We start from the raw sequence: 19,481 nt of genomic DNA, 5'->3' as shown, positions 1-19,481 counted from the left end.
AAGTCCCAAGTTGTCTGTTGACCATCATAATTTCTCGATTTACTTGTATGACAGGTTTGCGTGATGGAGGTCGCGCTTCAGCCTCGGACAGGGAGACGGCGCATGTGGAGGCATGCGGGGCGTCGGCGCCAGACGGATCATCGCCGGCTTGCGCGACTGGACGATCATTCGGAGGAACGGCCGGGACCGCCGGCATTGGGAGGACTGATCATGAAACTGACCCGCAGGGGCGCCACGCTGGCGCTCGCCACATTGTCTTTGGCCGGCTTTTTCGCAGCGCCGGCGCAGTCGGCCATGGAACTCAAATGGGCGCATGTCTACGAGACCAGCGAGCCTTATCATAACCAGGCCGTCTGGGCGGCCGAAGAAATCAAGAAGCGCACCAATGGCGAGATCTCGATTTCGGTCTTCCCTGCCTCGCAGCTTGGCAATGAGAACCAGATCAACGAAGGGCTGGGGCTCGGGACCGTCGACATCATCTATACCGGCGTGGCCTTTGCCGGCGCCATTCACAAGCCCATCGCGATCTCCAATGCCCCCTTCATTCTCAGGGATTTCGACCACTGGCAAGCCTATCGCGACAGCCCCCTCTTCAAGGATATCGCCGCCGGTTATGATGGCGCCACCGGGCACAAGGTGCATGCGCTGACCTATTACGGCCAGCGGCATCTGACCGCCAATCGCGAGGTGACCAAGCCGGAGGACATGAAGGGCATGAAGCTGCGCGTGCCGCCGGCACCGCTGTTCCTGATGTTCACCAAATCGGTTGGCGCCAATGCCACGCCGATTGCCTTTGCCGAAGTCTATCTCGCCCTGCAGCAGGGCACGGTCGACGGCCAGGAGAACCCCCTGCCGACGATCATGGCCAAGAAGTTCTACGAGGTGCAGAGCCATATCATGCTGACCGGCCACATCACGGAATCGCTGCTGACGATTGTCGGCGGCCATGTGATGGCGCAGTTGTCAGACGAGCAGAAGGCCATCATCGACGAGGTGCTGAAGGAAGCGGCCGCGCGCGCCACCGGAGAGATCCGCGCCTCGGAGGGCCGACTGGCAGATGAATTCCGCGGCCTGGGCAAGACGGTTGTCGAGATCGACCGCAAGCCGTTTATCGATGCGGCGGTTCCCCTGCACAACGATCCCGAGTCCGGCGCCGGCTGGTCCAAGGAACAGTACGACGCCCTTCAGGCGCTCTGACGCTGCCTTTCCTGATTGTGGCTGTGGCGCTTAGCGCCGCAGCCTGACCGATGGCCAGCCAACGCAGGGTGAGGCGCATGACACACGAGCAGCAAGACGAGCCTCTCAACACAGCCACCATGCTGCATGTCGAGGACGAACCAGACCCGCCAATCGTCTTTCGCGTCGATGATGTACTGGCATTCTGCCTCTTCTGGCTATTGGGCGGCGTCACCTTCCTCCAGTTCTTCAGCCGCTATGTGCTGAATGATTCGATTGCCTGGACCGAGGAGATCGGCCGCTATCTGTTGATCTGGGTGACCTTCTTCGGCGCGGCGATCGTCTTCCGGCGGCGGACCAACATTGCCGTCGAGCTGATCGTTGACATGCTGCCAAGGACGCAGGCCAAGCTTTTGCGGTTCGTGGCCGACCTGATCACGCTCGGCTTTGTGGTTCTTCTGGTCTGGTTCGCCTGGAACCTCACACAAAGGATGATGATCCAGCGGATGACCGTGATCGACGTTTCGATGAGCGTCGTCTATGGCGGCGTGCTCGTCGGTTGCCTGCTGATGCTCTGGCGGGCGCTCCAGGCCTTCATCGCCAATGCCAAGCGCGGCTGGGATCCGGTGTCGGACCCGTCGCAGATGTTCGATTGAGGTCTGCCGATGGCCCTGCTTCTCACCGTCTTCTTCGTGCTTTTGTTGATCAGCGTGCCGGTCTTTGTCGCGCTCGGCGGCGCGTCCCTGGCCTATACACATTTCATCGGCAATCTTCCGGATTTCGTCGTGCTGCATCGGATGGTGGGGGGCGTCGACAGCTTTCCGCTGATCGCCGTTCCCTTCTTTATCCTTGCGGGCAATCTGATGAATTCGGCGGGGATTACCAACCGGATCTACGATTTCGCGACCGCAGCTGTGGGCTGGCTCAGAGGCGGCCTCGGCCATGTCAATGTCGCCGGCTCCGTGATCTTCGCCGGCATGTCGGGAACGGCGGTCGCCGATGCGGGCGGCCTCGGCACGATCGAGATCAAGGCGATGCGTGACCACGGCTATCCGGTGGAATTTGCGGTGGGGATCACGGCTGCCTCCTCGACCATCGGACCGATCATCCCGCCGTCCCTGCCCATGGTCATCTTCGGCGTCATGGCGAATGTCTCGATCGGCCAGCTTTTCGCCGCCGGTTTCATACCCGGGCTGATGATGGCGCTGTGCATGATGATCTACGTCACCTGGTATGCCCATCGCCATTCCATTGGCCGCGATGCCCGCTTTCGCTGGGGCGTGCTCGGCCGTTCCTTCGTGCGCGCGGTCCCGGCGCTGATGACGCCTGTCATCATCATCGGCGGCATGGGCACGGGCGCCTTTACGCCAACAGAGGGCGCGATTGCGGCCTGCGCCTGGGCGCTGTTTCTCGGCTTCGTGGTCTACCGCACCCTGTCGCTCCGACGCTTCTACCAGATATCGCTGAACACGATCGAGACGACGGCATCCGTTCTCGTCATCGTGGCAGCAGCATCGCTGTTCGGCTGGGTGCTGACGGTCACACAGGTGACGGCGCAGTTTACGGCCCTGCTCCTGACCATTACCGACGATCCGCTCATGCTGCTGCTGATCATCAACATTATCATCCTGATCGTCGGATGTTTCATGGAGACGATTGCGGCGATTTCGATCCTGGTGCCGATCTTCATGCCATCGGTTCTGGCGGTCGGCATCGACCCGGTGCAGTTCGGGGTGGTGATGGTGCTCAACCTGATGATCGGCCTGATCACGCCGCCGGTCGGCATGGTTCTGTTCGTCCTGTCACGGGTGGCGAACCTGTCGATTGAGCGCACCGTCAAGGCAGCTTTCCCCTTCCTGGTGCCGCTGCTTTTCGTGCTTGTCCTGATCTCGGCTATTCCCGGGTTGACGCTCTACCTGCCGACACTCTGGTATCGCTGACCCCCCTTATGTGAGCGCGCTCCGCTCACATAAGCTTGAACGGTCTTTTCATCGTCACGAATCGCCCTATCCTCGTTTTACGAAATGCTGAAAAACGAGGGGAATGATGATGCGCTTGCTGTTCGCGGTCGCCCTGGCGATTTCTACTGTGTTTTCCGCGTCTGCCCATGCCGAGGAGCGGGACCCGGCGATGCATGCCCGGCAAGTGATCGAGCAACAGATCACCGCCTTCCTCAACAATGATGCGATGACCGCCTATTCTTTCGCCTCGCCGGAGATCAAGTCGGTCTTTCCCAATGCCGAACGCTTCTTCGAGATGGTGAAGAAGAGCTATGCTCCGGTCTACAGGCCCGGAAATTATGCCTTTGGCCGCAATCAGGTCTCACCCGACGGGACCGTCGCCTATCAGGAAGTGCTGATCTCGGCGCCTGACGGCAAGGATTGGGCGGTCTATTACGAGCTGAAGCGGCAGCGGGACGGGCAGTTTGCCATCAATGGCGTGCGCATGATGCGCGAGACCAACAGCCAGGGCATCTGATCTCGAGGGCAGGACGTGTCTCACGCCCTGCCCGCTGCTGTTCTCATCAGACCGGATCGATGTCGCCGCGCGCCCACATCTCGATGGTCGCGGCCTTGAAGTCCTCGAAGCGGTCCTCGGCGATCGCCTGGCGGATACCCTGCATCAGCTCCTGATAGTAGCTGAGATTGTTCCACGACAAGAGCATGCCGCCGAGCGCTTCGTTGGAGCGCACGAGGTGGTGCAGATAGGCGCGCGAGTAATCGCGGGTCGCCGGGCAGGACGACTGCTCGTCCAGCGGGCGCATGTCTTCGGCATGGCGGGCATTGCGGATGTTGACCTTGCCGCGGCGGGTGAAGGCGAGGCCGTGGCGGCCGGAACGGGTCGGCATGACGCAGTCGAACATGTCGATGCCTTCTGCGACCGATTTCAGCATATCGTCAGGCGTGCCCACACCCATCAGGTAACGCGGCTTTTCGGTGGGCAGCACCGGCAGCGTGATGCGCAGCATGTCGAGCATGACGGCCTGGGGTTCGCCGACTGCAAGACCGCCGATGGAATAACCCTTGAGGTCGAGTTGCTTCAGGCCCTCTGCCGAGCGGATACGCAGCGCCGGCTGGTCGCCACCCTGGACGATGCCGAACATGGCCTTGCCCGGTTGGTTGCCGAAGGCGACGCGGCAACGTTCGGCCCAGCGCAGCGACAGTTCCATGGCGCGTTCGATTTCGCGCGGCTCATTCGGCAGCGCCACGCATTCGTCAAGCTGCATCTGGATGTCACTGTCGAGCAGACCCTGGATCTCGATCGAGCGTTCCGGCGACATGTGGTGCAGAGAGCCATCGACATGGCTCTTGAAGGTCACGCCCTGCTCGTCGAGCTTGCGCAGACCGGAGAGCGACATGACCTGGAAGCCGCCGCTATCGGTGAGGATCGGACCTGGCCAGCGGATGAGCTCATGCAGACCGCCGAGGCGTGCAACGCGTTCCGGGCCGGGGCGCAGCATCAGGTGGTAGGTATTGCCGAGGATGATGTCGGCGCCACCGTCCTGGACTTGGTCGAGATACATGGCCTTGACCGTGCCGACGGTGCCGACGGGCATGAAGGCCGGGGTGCGGATCGTACCGCGCGGCATGGTGATCTCGCCAAGGCGAGCCTTGCCGCTGGTGGCCTTCAGATTGAACGTAAAATTCTCGGTCATCGGTTAGTCGTCTTTCCGGAAGAGCAGGCTGGAATCGCCGTAGGAATAGAAGCGGTAACCGGTCTCGATGGCATGGGCATAGGCCGCACGCATCGTATCGAGACCGGAAAAGGCGGATACCAGCATGAAGAGCGTGGATTTGGGCAGGTGGAAATTGGTCATCAGCATGTCGACCGCCTTGAAGCGATAGCCGGGCGTGATGAAGATGCCGGTCGCTCCCGACCAGGCGGGAATGTGGCCATTGTCCTCTGCTGCACTTTCGAGCAGGCGCAGCGAGGTGGTGCCGACGGCGATGATCCGGTTGCCCCGGGCACGCACCGCGTTGAGAGCGGTGGCCGTCGCGGGTGAGATGTAGCCGATCTCCTCGTGCATCTTGTGCTCGGCGGTATCATCCGCCTTGACCGGCAGGAAGGTGCCGGCGCCGACATGCAGGGTGACGAAATGGCGCTCGACACCGGCGGCATCGAGTTTTGCGAAGAGATCGGGCGTGAAATGCAGGCCGGCGGTCGGTGCCGCAACGGCGCCCTCCTCCCGGGCGTAGATCGTCTGGTAGTCGGCGCGATCCTTTTCGTCTTCCGGTCGCTTGGCTGCGATATAGGGCGGAAGCGGGATGTGGCCAACGGTGGCGATCGCCTGATCCAGATCAGGGCCGGTCAGATCGAAAGCAAGATCGATTTCGCCAGCCTCGCCTTTTTCCGCAACGGTCGCAATAAGCGAACCCATGAGGCAGGCGGCGTTATCGCCCTGCCCCATACCAAAATCGATCCGGTCGCCCGGCTTGATGCGTTTGCCGGGCTTGGCAAAGGCCTTCCAGCGGTTGGCTGCGACGCGCATGTGCAGCGTGCAGGAGACCGCGATCTCTTCGGCGCCTTCCCGATGGCGGATCCCTTCAAGCTGGGCCGGGATCACCTTGGTGTCGTTGAAGACCAGCGCGTCGCCGGGTCGCAGGAACGACGGGAGATCGTAGACATGGTGGTCCTCGAGCACTGGCGTCTGGTCCGGGCGGACAACCAGGAAGCGGGCGTGATCGCGCGGGCTCGCAGGCCTTAGCGCAATGTTTTCGTCCGGCAGGTCGAAGTCGAAGAGGTCTACACGCATCGCAATCAGATCTGTTTCGGGCAATGGGGATTAAACGCGAAAACCCGCCCGGGTGCAGCGCACCGAGGCGGGCTTCTCAGGATGAAGCCGATCAGGCGTCGGCTGCAACCTTCATCGACAGGATCGAATCGGGGTCGCTGACAGGCTCGCCCTTCTTGATCTGGTCGATGATGTCCATGCCTTCGATGACCTGGCCCCAGACGGAATACTGCTTGTTGAGCCACGGGGCATCGGTGAAGCAGATGAAAAACTGCGAATTGGCCGAGTTCGGGCTCTGCGAGCGGGCCATCGAGCAGGTGCCGCGAACATGCGGGGTGGCCGAGAATTCAGCCTTCAGATCCGGCTTTTCCGAGCCGCCCATGCCAGCGCGACCCGGGTTGAAGCTGTCGCCGCCCTTCTTGCCGAACTTCACGTCACCGGTCTGGGCCATGAAGTCGGGGATGACGCGGTGGAAGACAACGCCGTCATAGGCGCCTTCGCGCGACAGTTCCTTGATGCGGGCGACATGGCCAGGGGCCAGATCCGGGAAGAGCGCAATGACGACCTTGCCCTTGGTGGTTTCCATCAGGATGGTGTTTTCCGGATCCTTGATCTCGGCCATGGGTTTTCTCCTTGAATTGGGGCGTTGGGCCCTTGGTGTATCAGTTGCGACCGACCGTGACCTTGACCATGCGGTCGGGATCGGTGACTTCGCCGTTGCCGCCTTCGCCACGCTTGATCTTGTCGACATATTCCATGCCGGCCACGACCTTGCCGACGACCGTATACTGGCCGTTCAGGAAGCCGCCTTCGGCGAACATGATGAAAAACTGCGAATTGGCGGAGTTCGGATCCTGGCTGCGGGCCATGCCGACGGTGCCGCGCTCGCAGGGCACGTTCGAGAATTCGGCCGGGATATCCGGGAGGCTGGAACCGCCGGTACCGGCACGACCCGGCTCGAAGCCGTTCTCCATGTCGCCGAACTGGACGTCGCCGGTCTGCGCCATGAAGCCTTCGATGACACGGTGGAAGGCGACGTTGTCGTATTCACCCTTGGAAGCGAGTTCCTTGATCTGGGCGACGTGCTTGGGCGCGACCTCAGGCATCAACTGGATGACGACCGGGCCATCCTTCAGCTGGATGGTCAGGAAATCCTCGTTGGACTGGGCCTGCGCAGAACCGAAGCTGGCCAGGGCCAGGAGGAATGCGGTTGCGAATTGGACGAGCTTCATGGTCACTCCCGTTTGGATATTGCGGCTCAGCGGCCGTATTTGGAATTCAGGGCGGCCAGCACCGGGGCCGGCACGAAGGCGCTCACGTCGCCGCCCATGGCAGCGATCTGGCGGACCAATGTGGCCGTTATGGGCCGCGAGGCGGTCGCAGCCGGCAGGAAGACGGTCTGCAGATCCGGCGCCATGCGGGCATTCATGCCGGCCATCTGCATTTCATAGTCGAAGTCGGTGCCGTCACGCAGGCCACGCACCATGATGCGGGCCCCATGCCGGCGCGCGGCATCGACAGCGAGATCGGCGAAGGAAACGACCTCAAGATCCTCAACCCGTCCCGGCAGAACCGAAACGAGTGATGCGCGGATGAGATCCGCCCGTTCGTCGTAGGTGAACAATGGCGTCTTGCCGGGATGCGTGCCGATCGCCACGACCAACCGGTCGACCAGATTCATCGCCTGCACGAGCACGTCGAGATGACCGTTGGTCATCGGATCGAAGGAGCCAGGATAAAAAGCGGTCGCCATGAGAGCCCGTTCTTTGGTTTCGCCCGCCTTTTGTCACGGAAGGCCGGATATCGCAAGCGTCCAGGGCGTTGGCGCAAGTCACGTTTCAGCTCGCTCCCCGCCAATTTCAAGCGCTGAACAACAGATGAACGGCCCATTCAAGGGCGCTTCAGGCGCGGTTTCATAAAACGGCATCGTCAACCCAACCTGTCCCACCGGAAAGTCGTTCCCATGCTGGTTCTCCTCATCGCCGCTGCCATCGCTGCCTCGCTGCTCGTCGAACTCGGGCTGATGGTCGTGCGGGACCAGATCGAGGCGTCTCAATTCGATTGCGAAGATGAACGCCAGATGAACGGCGCGTTCAAGAGGACTTCAGGCGGGGCTTGGTAAACATCTTCCTACACTGTGCGGGAACTATTTTCGCACGCAAGCATTTTACGGCAGCGAATGCCAGCATTCAAAGGACTAAAGCAATGCATGACAAGGTTACCCTGATCAACCTCGTATGGATGATGATGATGACTGCCATGGTTGCCACCTCCGCAACCTTCTACGTCAAGGGCAGTGGTGACGCTGCTTTCTACGGCCCTCCGATGACGGCCCGCTATCACAGCTTCGGTCATTAATCGGATTTCAAATCTTCTCCGCTAAAAACGCAACATCACGCTGAACAAGAGAAAGGATAGACCATGTTTCTTACACTGACGGTTCTGGCCACTCTGATCAGCGGCATGTTTGTCGCCTCGGTCGCTTCCACGATCACGGCGCTCAAGCGCGAAAACGATGATTTCCGGGCCATGATGGAGCGCCGCAAGGCCTTCTGAGACCGATCCCAAGCGGTCACAGTCGGCGGATCCACACGCCGGCCCAACAAGACCGCATCAAGCTTGATGCAGACCTCCAGCAAGAAGCCCGCTCGGATCACAAGTCCGGCGGGCTTTTCGTTTGTTCATCCATCTATCTGAAAACCGGCCCCTGCGGGCCGGCTCTCACTTATTCCGTCGGTGCTTCGCCACCGGCCTCCGACGCTGCGGCCGCAGTCGCCTCGCCTTCTCCGGCCTCCGTCACCTCATCCTCGCCTTCCGGCTCTGTGATGCGCTCAACCGAGACGACCTTTTCATCCTTGGCGGTGGAGAAGATGGTCACGCCCTTCGTCGCACGGCTTGCGATACGGATGCCGTTGACCGGCACGCGGATCAGCTGACCACCATCGGACACCAGCATCAGCTGGTCCGTGACCTCGACCGGGAAGGCAGCGACAAGTTCGCCAATTTCCGTGGTCTTCGACGTGTCGGTGGCACGGATGCCCTTGCCGCCGCGGCCGGAGGTGCGGAAGTCGTAGGACGAGGAACGCTTGCCGTAACCCTTTTCAGAGACGGTGAGCACGAACTGCTCACGGGCCTTGAGCTCCTGATAACGCTCCTCGGACATCTCACCCTCAGTGCCGACCTCCTCGCCGACCAGAGCGATATCGTCCTCATCGACACCCATGGCGCGACGCTCAGCAGCCGAGCGCTTGAGATAGGCCGCACGCTCCCACGGTTCGGCATCGACATGGGCAAGGATGGTCATCGAAATCAGGCGGTCGCTGTCGGCCAGTGTCAGGCCGCGCACGCCGATCGAGTTGCGGCCGGCAAAGACGCGCACTTCGTCAACGGGGAAACGGATCGCCTGGCCAAGTGCCGTCGTCAGCAGCACGTCGTCATGCTCGGTGCAGGTTTCGACGCCGAGGATTTCGTCACCCTCTTCCTCCAGCTTCATCGCGATCTTGCCGTTGCGGTTGACCTGAATGAAATCCGAGAGCTTGTTGCGGCGAACCGTGCCGCGCGTCGTCGAGAACATGACGTCGAGGTTCTGCCAGCTCGTCTCGTCCTCGGGAAGCGGCATGATCGAGGTGATGCGCTCGCCGGGTTCCAGCGGGAACATGTTGATCATGGCCTTGCCGCGCGAAGTCGGCGTGCCGATCGGCAGGCGCCAGACCTTCTCCTTGTACACGATCCCGCGCGAGGAGAAGAACAGCACCGGCGTATGGGTGTTTGCAACGAAGAGCCGGGTTGCGAAATCCTCGTCCTTCATCGCCATGCCGGAGCGGCCCTTGCCGCCACGTCGCTGGGCACGGTAGGTCGTCAGCGGCACGCGCTTGATATAGCCGGCATGCGATACGGTCACGACCATGTCTTCGCGGGCGATCAGGTCCTCGTCGTCCATGTCGGGGCCGCCCTCGACGATCTGGGTGCGACGCGGCGTGCCGAATTCATCGCGGATCGCGGTGAATTCGTCCTTGACGATCTGCTGGATGCGGACGCGCGACGACAGGATGTCGAGATAATCGGCAATTTCAGTGCCGATCTTGTTCAGTTCCTCGTCAATTTCGTCGCGACCGAGAGCCGTCAGGCGGGCAAGACGCAGCTCGAGAATCGCGCGGGCCTGCTCTTCCGACAGGTTGTAGGTCAGGTCTTCGTTGATCCGGTGGCGCGGATCGTCGATCAGGCGGATCAACGACTCGACGTCATGGGCCGGCCAGCGGCGGGTCATCAGCTGTTCGCGTGCGGTCGCCGGATCGGGAGCCTTGCGGATCAGCGCGATCACTTCGTCGATATTGGCGACCGCGATTGCGAGGCCAACGAGGACATGGGCGCGATCGCGCGCCTTGCGCAGCAGATATTTGGTGCGGCGGCTGACGACATCCTCGCGGAAGGCGACGAAGGCGCGCAACATGTCGAGCAGCGTCAGCTGTTCCGGCTTGCCGCCGTTCAGCGCCACCATGTTGCAGCCGAAGGAGGTTTGCAGCGGGGTATAGCGATAAAGCTGGTTGAGCACGACATCGGCGACTGCATCGCGCTTCAGCTCGATGACAACGCGGTAGCCTTCGCGGTCGGACTCGTCACGCAGGTCGGAAATGCCCTCGATGCGCTTCTCGCGCACCAGCTCGGCCATCTTCTCGATCATCGTCGATTTGTTCACCTGGTAGGGAATCTCGGTGATGATGATCTGTTCGCGATCGCCGCGCATCGGTTCGACCCGGGCAACGCCGCGCATGACGACGGAGCCGCGGCCCGTCTCATAGGCCGACCTGATGCCGGAGCGGCCGAGGATCATGGCACCGGTCGGGAAGTCGGGACCGGGAATGATCTGCATCAGTTCCGGCAGTTCGATCGACGGATTGTCGATGAGCGCCGTACAGCCGTCGAGCACTTCGGTCAGGTTGTGCGGCGGGATGTTGGTCGCCATACCGACGGCGATGCCGCCGGCGCCGTTGACCAGCAGGTTGGGAAACTTGGCCGGGACCACGACCGGCTCGGACATGGTGCCGTCATAGTTGTCGCGGAAGTCGACGGTCTCCTTGTCGAGATCGTCGAGCAGCGCGTGGGCAACCTTCTCCAGGCGGCATTCCGTGTAGCGCTGGGCCGCCGGTGGGTCGCCGTCGACGGAGCCGAAATTGCCCTGGCCGTCGATCAGCGGCATGCGCAGCGACCAATCCTGCGCCATGCGGGCCAGCGCATCATAGATCGCGGCATCACCATGCGGATGGTACTTACCCATCACGTCACCGGTAACGCGGGCGCTCTTGACGTATTTCTTGTTCCAGTCGAGACCCAGCTCGTTCATGCCGTAGAGGATGCGGCGATGGACAGGCTTCAGGCCGTCGCGCACGTCGGGCAGCGCACGGCTGACGATGACGCTCATCGCGTAATCGAGATACGACCGCTGCATTTCCTCGATGATGGAAATCGGCTCGATGTCGGACGGGAACTTGCCGCCGCCGGGAGTGCTTTGCTCAGTCAAATCAGGTCACGATCTCTGTTCGGAATCACTGCGGAATTTATAGCGGAACAGGCGCGGAAGCGCCAATTTCGAGGCTGGTTATAAACAGGCTTTTACGGCGCAGGAAAGGCATTATCCTCAATATCTTGGGCCCCAGCCTTGCAAGGCCACCATGGGTTCGGCTTTATGGGCGCTTGCACAGGAGAGAGAGACCCCATGGCCATGACCGAAACGATGATCAGCGCTTTGACGACCCTGCTGGTCACTGTCGACCCGCCAGGTCTGGCGCCGCTTTTCCTGGGGCTCACCCAGGGCATGACGCGGGCGCAGCGCCAGCAGGTCGCCATTCGCGGCTCTGTCATGGGCTTCGCCATCCTGACTGTGTTCGCCCTGTTCGGGGCAAGCATCCTCGGCGCGCTCGGCATCTCCATGGGCGCGTTCCGGATCGCCGGTGGCCTGATGCTGTTTGCCATCGCCTTCGAGATGATCTTCGAGAAGCGCAACGAGCGTAAGGAAAAGACGACGGGCGACGCGATCACCAAGGATCACATCCACAACCTCGCGGTCTTCCCGCTCGCCATCCCCCTGATATCAGGCCCCGGCGCGATCTCGGCGACCGTGCTGATCTCGGGCACGATGGAAGGCTGGGTGGGCAAGCTGCAACTGATTGGCGTCATCGCCGTGGTCTTGGGCCTGGTCTTCGTCTCGCTCTATCTCGCCGAACGCCTGAACCGTTTCCTCGGGGTCACGGGCCGCGCCCTTCTGACCCGTCTGCTCGGCGTCCTCCTCGCGGCGCTTTCGGTGCAGTTCGTGGTGGATGGTGTCAAGTCGGCCTTTGCCGGTTGAGGACGCGTGCCGCGCGGGAAGGCATTTTGGCAATCAGCTAATTTCGGAAGCGGCGGCTTCGCGCGCCCGAACCGCCAAACGAAAATGGGGGCCGAGGCCCCCATGAACACATCTTGCCGAGACGGCTCTCAGAACGGAATGTCGTCGTCGAGATCGCGCGAGAAGCCGCCCGAGGGTGCGCTGCCGCCACGGCTTGCGCCACCGGAGGAGCCGCCGCGCGAGGGAGCCGGAGCTCCATAGCCGCCGTCGTAACCGCCGCCACCGCCACCGTAGTCGGCGCCGCCGAAGTCGTTGCCGCCGCGCGCGCCTCCAGCGCCATCACCACGACCGCCGAGCATGGTCAGGTTGCCGTTGAAGCCCTGCAGAACGACTTCCGTCGAGTAACGGTCGGCGCCGGTCTGGTCCTGCCATTTGCGGGTCTGCAACTGGCCTTCGACGTAAACGGTCGAACCCTTCTTCAGATACTGTTCCGCGACCTTGCAGAGGCCCTCGTTGAAGATGACGACCGAATGCCATTCGGTCTTTTCCTTGCGCTCGCCGCTGTTCTTGTCGCGCCAGCTTTCCGACGTCGCGATGCGCAGGTTTGCGATCGGACGACCGTCCTGTGTGCGGCGGATTTCGGGATCGGCCCCGAGATTGCCGATCAGAATGACCTTGTTGACGCTACCAGCCATGACACTCACCTTACTGCCGCGCCGCCGCGGCGTTCAAAATCCAATCAAATGCCACCTTATCCCATCCGCGGCAGCGATTGGGCAGTGGTGGGTTTAAATCCACAGCGAAAATGTTCTTTATTTGTTCTAGTATTTCTCTATGATCCTGTCAACAGAATCGAAATTCCACAGCGGTTGTGCCTTGTGCCTCGACTCGGGGGCATCGTTGACTACATAAGGACAGTTCTCCCAAGGACAGTCCCCCTTCCCTTTGCCGATCAGAGCCTGACATGAGCGAACTCAAGACCATTTCCATCCGTGGCGCGCGCGAGCACAATCTGAAGGGCATCGACCTCGATTTGCCGCGCAACAGCCTGATCGTCATGACGGGGCTGTCCGGCTCCGGAAAGTCGTCGCTTGCCTTCGATACGATCTATGCCGAAGGCCAGCGGCGATACGTCGAGAGCCTGTCGGCCTATGCGCGGCAGTTCCTGGAAATGATGCAGAAGCCCGACGTCGACCAGATCGAGGGTCTGTCGCCGGCGATCTCGATCGAGCAGAAGACGACATCGCGCAATCCGCGTTCGACGGTTGGCACGGTCACCGAGATCTACGACTATATGCGTCTCTTGTTTGCGCGTGTCGGCGTGCCCTATTCGCCGGCGACGGGCCTGCCGATCGAGAGCCAGACGGTGAGCCAGATGGTCGACCGGATCCTGGCGCTGGAGGAAGGCACGCGCCTCTATATCCTTGCGCCAATGATCCGGGGTCGCAAGGGCGAGTATAAAAAGGAACTCGCCGAGCTGATGAAGAAGGGGTTTCAGCGCGTCAAGATCGACGGTCAGTTCTACGAAATCGCCGAGGCCCCGACGCTCGACAAGAAGTACAAGCATGACATCGATGTGGTCGTTGACCGCGTGGTGGTCAGGCCGGACATCGCAAGCCGTCTGGCCGACAGTCTGGAGACCTGCCTGAGGCTCGCTGACGGCCTGGCGGTCGCCGAATATGCGGACCGTCCGTTGCCGCCGGAAGAGACCTCGGCCGGCGGTTCGGCCAACAAGTCGCTGAACGAGACGCATGAGCGCGTGCTGTTCTCGGAGAAATTCGCCTGCCCGGTCTCTGGCTTCACCATTCCGGAGATCGAGCCTCGCCTCTTCTCCTTCAACAACCCCTTCGGCGCCTGCCCGACTTGCGACGGTCTCGGCAGTCAGCAGAAGATCGACGAAGCGTTGATCGTGCCGGAAGTGCATCGCAAGCTGAATGACGGGGCCATCGCGCCCTGGGCCAAGTCCAGCTCGCCCTATTACAACCAGACGCTTGAAGCGCTCGGCAAGGCCTTCGGGTTCAAGCTGACATCGAAATGGTCGGATCTTTCGGAGGCCGCGCAGAAGGCGATTCTGCACGGCACGGAAGAGAAGATCGACTTCCATTATGCCGATGGTGCGCGCTCCTACACCACGACCAAGACCTTCGAAGGCATCGTGCCGAACCTTGAACGGCGCTGGAAGGAGACCGACAGCGCCTGGGCGCGCGAGGAGATCGAGCGCTTCATGTCCGCCGCCCCCTGCCCTGCCTGCAAAGGCTTCCGCCTGAAGCCTGAGGCGCTAGCCGTCAAGATCAACGGGCTGCATATCGGCCAGGTGACCGACATGGCGATCCGCAATGCGGGCTCCTGGTTCGAGGATCTACCGGCCAAGCTGACCGACAAGCAGAACGAGATCGCGGTCCGTGTGCTCAAGGAAATTCGCGAGCGCCTGCGCTTCCTCAACGATGTCGGGCTCGACTATCTCTCGATGTCGCGCAATTCCGGCACGCTGTCGGGCGGCGAGAGCCAGCGCATTCGTCTGGCGTCGCAGATCGGGTCGGGGCTGACGGGCGTGCTTTACGTTCTGGATGAGCCGTCGATCGGCCTGCATCAGCGCGACAATGCCCGGCTTCTCGATACGCTGAAACATCTGCGCGACATCGGCAATACGGTGATCGTTGTCGAGCATGACGAGGATGCGATCCTGAGTGCCGATTATGTCGTCGACATCGGCCCGGCGGCCGGCATCCATGGCGGCCAGGTGATCGCTCAGGGCTCTCCGCAAGACATTATGGCCAATCCGAAATCGCTGACGGGCAAGTACCTGACGGGCGAGATGGGGGTCAGTGTGCCCGCCCAACGGCGCAAGCCGAAGAAGGGCCAGCAGATCAAGGTGGTCGGCGCCAAGGGGAATAACCTGAAAAACGTCACGGCCTCGATCCCGCTTGGCGTGTTCACGGCAGTCACCGGTGTGTCCGGCGGTGGCAAGTCAACCTTCCTGATCGAGACGCTCTACAAGGCGGCCGCCCGACGCGTCATGGGCGCCCGCGAAAACCCGGCCGAGCATGAGCGGATCGACGGTTTCGAATTCATCGACAAGGTCATCGACATCGACCAGTCGCCGATCGGGCGCACGCCGCGCTCGAACCCGGCGACCTATACCGGCGCATTCACGCCGATCCGCGACTGGTTCACCGGCCTACCTGAGGCCAAGGCACGCGGTTATCAGGCCGGCCGCTTCTCGTTCAACGTCAAGGGTGGCCGCTGCGAGGCCTGCCAGGGCGACGGTGTGATCAAGATCGAGATGCACTTCCTGCCGGATGTCTATGTCACCTGCGACGTCTGCCACGGTAAGCGTTACAACCGCGAAACGCTCGACGTCACCTTCAAGGGCAAGTCGATTGCCGACGTGCTCGACATGACGGTCGAGGAAGGCGTCGAGTTCTTCCAGGCGGTGCCGGCGGTGCGCGACAAACTGCAGGCGCTGTTCGATGTCGGCCTTGGCTATATCAAGGTCGGTCAGCAGGCGAACACGCTGTCGGGCGGCGAGGCGCAGCGCGTCAAGCTCGCCAAGGAACTGTCGAAGCGCTCGACCGGCCGCACGCTCTACATCCTCGACGAGCCGACCACCGGCCTGCATTTCCACGATGTCGCCAAGCTTCTGGAAATGCTGCAGGAACTGGTCAATCAGGGCAACAGCGTGGTGGTCATCGAGCACAATCTCGAGGTCATCAAGACCGCCGATTACATTCTCGACTTCGGTCCGGAAGGCGGCGATGGCGGCGGGCAGATCGTCGCCCAGGGCACGCCGGAAGAGGTGGTGAAGGTCGAGGCCTCCTATACAGGGCAGTTTCTAAAGGAGCTTTTGGGGCGTCGTCCGGTGAAGAAAGTGCAAGCGGCGGAGTGATCCGCCGTAGCCTACCAGAGGCGTTGAACGCCGAAGGTGTCGAAGGCCGTGTCTGTGCTGACGATGATGAGGTCTTCGAGAATGGCCTGGGCGGCCAGTAGACGGTCGAACGGATCTTTGTGTTCGGCGACCAACTGTCCGGCGTAGAGTGCGTGTGATGTTTCAATTGCAAGCAGGGTGAAACGCTCAGCCATGACGTATTTGACGAAATCAGTGCTGATGAGGCCTGCTTCGGGCCACTTTCCGAGGCGATGTTTCGTCGTCAATTCGAACGCGGAGACGGCGCTGACAATGACCTCGTTGTCGCCATCTCCAAGGGCAGCCCGTGCTGGATGACTGAGATGGCCATCATCCGTCAACCACCACACCAGCGTGTGAGTATCGAGAAGATATCTCACTGGCCGTTGTCACCAGGGAAAGAATACTTGCCCTCCCATGCCTCCAATTCGTCCTCAGACATCGGCTCCAGGAAGAGATGGGAGGGCAGCTTGCCCCGCAAATGCGCCAAGGCACCGGGCTTGCGTGGCGGGTTCTTTTTTTCGGCTGAGGTTAAGGCAACCAGTTTCGCAATCGGCTCGTCGCCGCGTGCAATGACGATTTCCTCACCGGCTTCGACGCGGGCGAGGAGCTTGGAGAGCTCCGTCTTGGCCTTGTGGATGGTGACGACCGTCATCGCTTCGCTCCTGGCTGCATTTTTATATTAGCTAATTGCCTAGCTAACTTCAATAGGAGGCATCTCATGACCAAATCCGGCATTATCCGCACCGGCATCGGAGGATGGACCTTCGATCCCTGGGACGACAGTTTCTATCCGTCCGATCTGCCCAAGAAGCGCCAGCTTGAGTATGCCAGCCGGCAGCTGACCGCGATCGAGGTCAACGGCACCTATTACTCCAGCCAGAAGCCGGCGACCTTTGCCAAGTGGGCGGCGGACGTGCCGGACGGGTTCGTCTTTTCGCTCAAAGCCAGCCGGTTCTGCACCAACAGGAAGGTCCTGGCCGAGGCGGGACCCTCGATCGAAAAGTTCGTCAACCAGGGGATCGCAGAACTCGCGGAACATCTCGGGCCGATCCTCTGGCAATTCATGGCGACGAAGAAGTTCGAGCCCGAGGATTTCGAGGCCTTTCTCGGACAGTTGCCGAAGTCACTGGATGGTCGGCCGCTCACCCATGTGGTCGAGCCTCGCCATGCCTCCTTCCAGGTGCCGGAATTCATCGAGATGCTGCGCCGTCATGGGGTGGCAGCCGTTTGCGCTGACCATCACGATTATCCGATGTTTGCCGATCCGACGGCGGACTTCGTCTATGCCCGGCTGCAGAGGGGCACGGACGAGACGCCGACCTGCTATCCGCCCGCCGAAATCGGCGGCTGGTCCGAACGGCTGAAAACCTATGCCAGCGGCGGCGTTCCCGACGATCTGCCACTGATCGCCAAGGACAGTCCGGCCGAGACAAAGCCCAGGGATGTCTTCGCTTTCTTCATTACAGGTGGAAAGGTGAATGCACCGCGCGGGGCGATGGAGCTACAAAAGCGGGTCGCATGACAGCGGGGCGGCGCCTGACAGTCATCAATTTGTGACAATGGCGAATCTGGACTAGGCTCGGTCGCAGAGTCGCGGCCATGTCCGCGCGCTGAACCCGCATGCTTCCCCCTTCGGACGTGCGCGTCCAGAGTTTGAAAGTTCGGGGCAGTTTTATGTCGGGCATCGCCGTCTTCATTCATCTCGCCGGCGCCGTCGCGCTGCTTTTATGGGCGACCCGCATGGTGCGCACCGGCATCGAGCGCGCCTATGGTGGCGTGCTGAAGGACAAGCTCCGGCATGCCGTCGGCAACCGATTCTCGGCCGCCTTTGCCGGCTTCCTGTTCGCCGTGGCGCTTCAGAGTGCGACGGCGGTCGCGCTGATCGTCGCGTCGTTTTCGGCCGCCGGCTATGTCCTGCCCGCGATCGGTGTTGCGACCCTGCTCGGTGCGGATTTCGGCTCGGCGTTTGTCGTCCGCATCCTGCGCTATGATCTGTCCCTGCTTGTGCCCGTGCTGCTGCTGGCCGGCACGATTGCGTTCCGGACGTCGGAAGCGCGCGGCTGGCGGCAGATCGGGCGCATTCTCTTCGGCCTCGGCCTGCTCCTCCTGTCGCTCCGGCTGATCGGTGAGGCCTCGGAACCGCTGCGCGAGAGCCGCATCCTGCCGATCCTGTTCAACTATCTCGCAAGCGACTGGATCAGCGCCTTTGTGCTGGCTGCCCTGCTCGCCTGGGCGTTCCATTCCAGTGTCGCCGCCGTGCTGCTGGTGGCATCGCTCGCCGACAAACATCTGCTTCCCGATGCATTGATCATCCCGCTGGTGCTGGGCATCAATTTCGGCGCGGCGATCATCGCGGCCCTTCTCACCAAGAATGCCGAGCCCAATGCCAGGATCGTGCCGCTCGGCAATGTGGTGATCCGGGGACTGATGACGCTGGTGGCTTTGGCCGCACAGTTCTTATTCACGGTCAGCCCGACGGTCTTTTCGAGCCATCCGGGCGATGCCGTGGTCATGGTGCATTTGGCGATGAACGGTGCCGTGCTGGTGCTCGGCCTGCCCTTTGCCGGGATCGTCGCGAACCTGCTGGCGCGCCTTCTCGCCCGCAGCGATGAGCGCGCCGCCAATGACGACCGGCTCTCCGCCTTGAATGTCCTTGATCTCGGCAATCCGCAGCAGGCGATCTCGAACGCCACGCGCGAAGTGCTGGCGGTCTGTGACAAGACGGAAGTCATGCTGAACGGCATCTTCGATCTCTTCGAGCACTGGGATCCGAAGAAAATGGAGCGCATCGCAACGCTCGACGACCAGATCGACACGATCCATCGCGACATCAAGTTCTATCTTGCCCGCATTTCAGAGACGGCTCTCGACCAGACCTCGGCGGCGCAGTGCCAGAACCTGCTCGGTGCAACAATCAAGATCGAGCAGGCCGCCGATATCATTTCGCAGAACATGCTGACCCGCGCCCGCAAGAAGAAGGAACGCAATGCCGCCTTCTCCGCCGAAGGCTGGGCGGAACTCTGCGCTATGCATAACGAGGTGGTGCAGAATGCCCATCTCGCCTTCAACCTGCTGGTCACGCGGGACATCGAACATGCCCGCCAACTCGTCGCCCGCAAGGAATCGATCCGCAACCTGGTGAAGATAAGCGAGGAGAGCCATCTGCAGCGCCTGCGCCAGGGCAATGCGGCAAGCTTCGAGTCCAGTTCGCTGCATATCGACACCATGCGGGATCTGAAGGAGATCAATTCGCTGTTCGTCTCGATCGCCTATCCGCTGCTTGAGGGGGAAGGACTTTTGCGTCGCAGCCGCCTCGTCCAGCCGGCAGAGCTCTAACCCACCCC

General features: G+C 61.5%; 20 protein-coding genes. 11 read left to right on the top strand and 9 right to left on the bottom strand.

The genetic code is table 11. The features are described 5' to 3' along the window. Positions 1–216: 216 nt before the first annotated feature. The 4 genes from J2045_RS20350 (at position 217) to J2045_RS20335 (ending at position 3,654) form a co-directional block, all read left to right on the top strand. A complete protein-coding gene (locus J2045_RS20350) occupies positions 217–1,197 on the top strand; it encodes a sialic acid TRAP transporter substrate-binding protein SiaP (RefSeq protein ID WP_370873182.1) in 981 nt (326 codons plus the stop codon). A 77-nt stretch (positions 1,198–1,274) separates the two neighbouring features. Then, entirely contained in the window at positions 1,275–1,832 is a 558-nt protein-coding gene (locus J2045_RS20345; RefSeq protein ID WP_166599276.1) for a TRAP transporter small permease, read from the top strand. Between the two features lie 9 nt (positions 1,833–1,841). Next, positions 1,842–3,116, top strand: a complete 1,275-nt coding sequence (locus J2045_RS20340) for a TRAP transporter large permease (RefSeq protein ID WP_307376435.1) — start codon at positions 1,842–1,844, stop codon at positions 3,114–3,116. 109 nt (positions 3,117–3,225) lie between these two features. Then, positions 3,226–3,654, top strand: coding sequence for a DUF4864 domain-containing protein (locus tag J2045_RS20335; protein ID WP_307376433.1), 429 nt, complete (start codon positions 3,226–3,228; stop codon positions 3,652–3,654). 46 nt (positions 3,655–3,700) lie between these two features. On the opposite strand, the gene tgt is transcribed toward J2045_RS20335, so the two are convergent. The 5 genes from tgt to coaD form a co-directional block, all read right to left on the bottom strand. Next, positions 3,701–4,831, bottom strand: coding sequence for a tRNA guanosine(34) transglycosylase Tgt (gene tgt, locus J2045_RS20330; protein WP_307376430.1), 1,131 nt, complete (start codon positions 4,829–4,831; stop codon positions 3,701–3,703). A gap of 3 nt (positions 4,832–4,834) precedes the next feature. Next, positions 4,835–5,929, bottom strand: a complete 1,095-nt coding sequence (queA, locus tag J2045_RS20325) for a tRNA preQ1(34) S-adenosylmethionine ribosyltransferase-isomerase QueA (protein WP_307376427.1) — start codon at positions 5,927–5,929, stop codon at positions 4,835–4,837. Positions 5,930–6,020: 91 nt separating this feature from the next. Continuing rightward, positions 6,021–6,530, bottom strand: coding sequence for a peptidylprolyl isomerase (locus J2045_RS20320; RefSeq protein ID WP_166599272.1), 510 nt, complete (start codon positions 6,528–6,530; stop codon positions 6,021–6,023). A gap of 40 nt (positions 6,531–6,570) precedes the next feature. Next, the gene (locus tag J2045_RS20315) at positions 6,571–7,140 is read right to left on the bottom strand and encodes a peptidylprolyl isomerase (RefSeq protein ID WP_307376425.1); all 570 of its coding nucleotides are present in this window, start codon (positions 7,138–7,140) and stop codon (positions 6,571–6,573) included. 26 nt (positions 7,141–7,166) lie between these two features. After that, positions 7,167–7,661 carry a pantetheine-phosphate adenylyltransferase gene (gene coaD / locus J2045_RS20310; protein ID WP_307376422.1) on the bottom strand — a complete coding sequence of 165 codons (495 nt, stop codon included), beginning with the start codon at positions 7,659–7,661 and terminating at the stop codon, positions 7,167–7,169. Positions 7,662–7,871: 210 nt separating this feature from the next. Here coaD and J2045_RS20305 point away from each other — a divergent pair, with 210 nt between their 5' ends. The 3 genes from J2045_RS20305 to J2045_RS20295 all read left to right on the top strand — a co-directional run bounded on the left by J2045_RS20305 (position 7,872) and on the right by J2045_RS20295 (position 8,464). Then, a complete protein-coding gene (locus J2045_RS20305; RefSeq protein ID WP_307376419.1) occupies positions 7,872–8,030 on the top strand; it encodes a hypothetical protein in 159 nt (52 codons plus the stop codon). Positions 8,031–8,113: 83 nt separating this feature from the next. Continuing rightward, a complete protein-coding gene (locus J2045_RS20300) occupies positions 8,114–8,266 on the top strand; it encodes a hypothetical protein (protein WP_166599268.1) in 153 nt (50 codons plus the stop codon). A 63-nt stretch (positions 8,267–8,329) separates the two neighbouring features. Continuing rightward, positions 8,330–8,464, top strand: a complete 135-nt coding sequence (locus J2045_RS20295) for a hypothetical protein (RefSeq protein ID WP_307376416.1) — start codon at positions 8,330–8,332, stop codon at positions 8,462–8,464. A gap of 169 nt (positions 8,465–8,633) precedes the next feature. Here the strand turns inward: J2045_RS20295 and gyrA are convergent, their stop codons facing one another. Beyond that, positions 8,634–11,426, bottom strand: coding sequence for a DNA gyrase subunit A (gene gyrA, locus J2045_RS20290; protein ID WP_307376413.1), 2,793 nt, complete (start codon positions 11,424–11,426; stop codon positions 8,634–8,636). A 195-nt stretch (positions 11,427–11,621) separates the two neighbouring features. Between gyrA and J2045_RS20285 the strand changes: the two genes are divergently transcribed. Beyond that, positions 11,622–12,251 (top strand): MarC family protein, encoded by a 630-nt coding sequence (locus J2045_RS20285; protein ID WP_307376410.1) that lies wholly within the window; start codon positions 11,622–11,624, stop codon positions 12,249–12,251. 128 nt (positions 12,252–12,379) lie between these two features. Here the strand turns inward: J2045_RS20285 and J2045_RS20280 are convergent, their stop codons facing one another. Then, positions 12,380–12,925: a single-stranded DNA-binding protein gene (locus tag J2045_RS20280; RefSeq protein WP_166599265.1), complete on the bottom strand. Its 546-nt coding sequence runs from the start codon at positions 12,923–12,925 to the stop codon at positions 12,380–12,382. A gap of 269 nt (positions 12,926–13,194) precedes the next feature. Here J2045_RS20280 and uvrA point away from each other — a divergent pair, with 269 nt between their 5' ends. Further along, on the top strand, positions 13,195–16,116 hold the full coding sequence (uvrA, locus tag J2045_RS20275; protein WP_307376406.1) for an excinuclease ABC subunit UvrA: 2,922 nt from the start codon (positions 13,195–13,197) through the stop codon (positions 16,114–16,116). A gap of 11 nt (positions 16,117–16,127) precedes the next feature. On the opposite strand, the gene J2045_RS20270 is transcribed toward uvrA, so the two are convergent. Further along, positions 16,128–16,514 (bottom strand): type II toxin-antitoxin system VapC family toxin, encoded by a 387-nt coding sequence (locus tag J2045_RS20270; protein WP_307376404.1) that lies wholly within the window; start codon positions 16,512–16,514, stop codon positions 16,128–16,130. After that, complete coding sequence (locus J2045_RS20265) at positions 16,511–16,789, bottom strand: type II toxin-antitoxin system Phd/YefM family antitoxin (RefSeq protein WP_307376401.1); 279 nt, start codon at positions 16,787–16,789, stop codon at positions 16,511–16,513. The genes J2045_RS20270 and J2045_RS20265 overlap by 4 nt, the downstream gene beginning before the upstream one ends. Positions 16,790–16,855: 66 nt before the next feature. Here J2045_RS20265 and J2045_RS20260 point away from each other — a divergent pair, with 66 nt between their 5' ends. Beyond that, complete coding sequence (locus J2045_RS20260) at positions 16,856–17,659, top strand: DUF72 domain-containing protein (RefSeq protein ID WP_307376398.1); 804 nt, start codon at positions 16,856–16,858, stop codon at positions 17,657–17,659. A 152-nt stretch (positions 17,660–17,811) separates the two neighbouring features. Next, positions 17,812–19,473, top strand: a complete 1,662-nt coding sequence (locus J2045_RS20255; RefSeq protein WP_307376394.1) for a Na/Pi cotransporter family protein — start codon at positions 17,812–17,814, stop codon at positions 19,471–19,473. Positions 19,474–19,481: the final 8 nt, after the last annotated feature.

The organism is Peteryoungia aggregata LMG 23059, from assembly GCF_030814435.1.
GTDB lineage: Bacteria > Pseudomonadota > Alphaproteobacteria > Rhizobiales > Rhizobiaceae > Allorhizobium > Allorhizobium aggregatum.
This window is presented reverse-complemented; position numbering and strand designations above follow the sequence as displayed.

What these genes read in the sequence shown, in the direction of transcription:
- J2045_RS20305 (WP_307376419.1), top strand. Translation starts at nt 7,872, where the DNA reads ATGCTGGTTCTCCTCATCGCCGCTGCCATCGCTGCCTCGCTGCTCGTC.
- uvrA (WP_307376406.1), top strand. Translation starts at nt 13,195, where the DNA reads ATGAGCGAACTCAAGACCATTTCCATCCGTGGCGCGCGCGAGCACAAT.
- tgt (WP_307376430.1), bottom strand. Translation starts at nt 4,831, where the DNA reads ATGACCGAGAATTTTACGTTCAATCTGAAGGCCACCAGCGGCAAGGCT.
- J2045_RS20260 (WP_307376398.1), top strand. Translation starts at nt 16,856, where the DNA reads ATGACCAAATCCGGCATTATCCGCACCGGCATCGGAGGATGGACCTTC.
- J2045_RS20265 (WP_307376401.1), bottom strand. Translation starts at nt 16,789, where the DNA reads ATGACGGTCGTCACCATCCACAAGGCCAAGACGGAGCTCTCCAAGCTC.
- J2045_RS20280 (WP_166599265.1), bottom strand. Translation starts at nt 12,925, where the DNA reads ATGGCTGGTAGCGTCAACAAGGTCATTCTGATCGGCAATCTCGGGGCC.
- J2045_RS20300 (WP_166599268.1), top strand. Translation starts at nt 8,114, where the DNA reads ATGCATGACAAGGTTACCCTGATCAACCTCGTATGGATGATGATGATG.
- J2045_RS20335 (WP_307376433.1), top strand. Translation starts at nt 3,226, where the DNA reads ATGCGCTTGCTGTTCGCGGTCGCCCTGGCGATTTCTACTGTGTTTTCC.
- J2045_RS20315 (WP_307376425.1), bottom strand. Translation starts at nt 7,140, where the DNA reads ATGAAGCTCGTCCAATTCGCAACCGCATTCCTCCTGGCCCTGGCCAGC.
- J2045_RS20255 (WP_307376394.1), top strand. Translation starts at nt 17,812, where the DNA reads ATGTCGGGCATCGCCGTCTTCATTCATCTCGCCGGCGCCGTCGCGCTG.
- J2045_RS20345 (WP_166599276.1), top strand. Translation starts at nt 1,275, where the DNA reads ATGACACACGAGCAGCAAGACGAGCCTCTCAACACAGCCACCATGCTG.
- J2045_RS20295 (WP_307376416.1), top strand. Translation starts at nt 8,330, where the DNA reads ATGTTTCTTACACTGACGGTTCTGGCCACTCTGATCAGCGGCATGTTT.
- J2045_RS20285 (WP_307376410.1), top strand. Translation starts at nt 11,622, where the DNA reads ATGGCCATGACCGAAACGATGATCAGCGCTTTGACGACCCTGCTGGTC.
- queA (WP_307376427.1), bottom strand. Translation starts at nt 5,929, where the DNA reads ATGCGTGTAGACCTCTTCGACTTCGACCTGCCGGACGAAAACATTGCG.
- J2045_RS20340 (WP_307376435.1), top strand. Translation starts at nt 1,842, where the DNA reads ATGGCCCTGCTTCTCACCGTCTTCTTCGTGCTTTTGTTGATCAGCGTG.
- coaD (WP_307376422.1), bottom strand. Translation starts at nt 7,661, where the DNA reads ATGGCGACCGCTTTTTATCCTGGCTCCTTCGATCCGATGACCAACGGT.
- J2045_RS20320 (WP_166599272.1), bottom strand. Translation starts at nt 6,530, where the DNA reads ATGGCCGAGATCAAGGATCCGGAAAACACCATCCTGATGGAAACCACC.